Genomic DNA, 506 nt, shown 5'->3' with positions numbered 1-506 from the left:
AGAAAAGACAAAATATGCACGTGAAATGCACGTGCACTTTAAAAAAACCCCAGATCTCACGGTCTGGGGTTTTTCTATTTGTAACTAAGGGTAACAAAAACACCTACCCCCTTTCGCGCTCCGCTCGCCTTGACACTGTTTATTATCACATTAAAAATACTGTATACAACCACAGTGGTTTTCCGGAGGCTTTTATGTTCGTTGAACTGGTTTATGACAAACGTAATGTGGAGGGGCTCGAAGGGGCCAGAGAGATTATCCTGGCAGAGCTGACGAAGCGAGTGCACCAGATTTTCCCTGATGCCGAGGTGAAGGTGAAGCCGATGCAGGCAAACGCCCTGAATAGCGATGCCAGCAAAAGCGATCGGGAAAAACTGAACCGTATGCTGGAGGAAATGTTTGAAGAGGCCGATATGTGGCTTGTACAGGATTAAATCTAGAACACTCTCATACGCAATGCTAAACTTGTCATCTTTCAGAATTGACTGATTTTTCAAATGTTAAAG

At 44.3% G+C, this 506-nt stretch carries 1 protein-coding gene; it reads left to right on the top strand.

What is annotated here, in order from left to right; all coding sequences use genetic code 11:
- The coding region (locus RE027_RS18240) for a DinI family protein (RefSeq protein WP_368809710.1) at nt 1-434 on the top strand (434 nt) is incomplete at its 5' end.
- Nucleotides 435-506: the final 72 nt, after the last annotated feature.

Origin of the sequence: Kocuria sabuli (assembly GCF_040981185.1) — a bacterium.
Taxonomy (GTDB): Bacteria; Actinomycetota; Actinomycetes; order Actinomycetales; family Micrococcaceae; genus Kocuria; species Kocuria sabuli.
The sequence above is the reverse complement of the archived record's forward strand: the minus strand, read 5'-3'. Positions and strand labels throughout refer to the sequence as shown.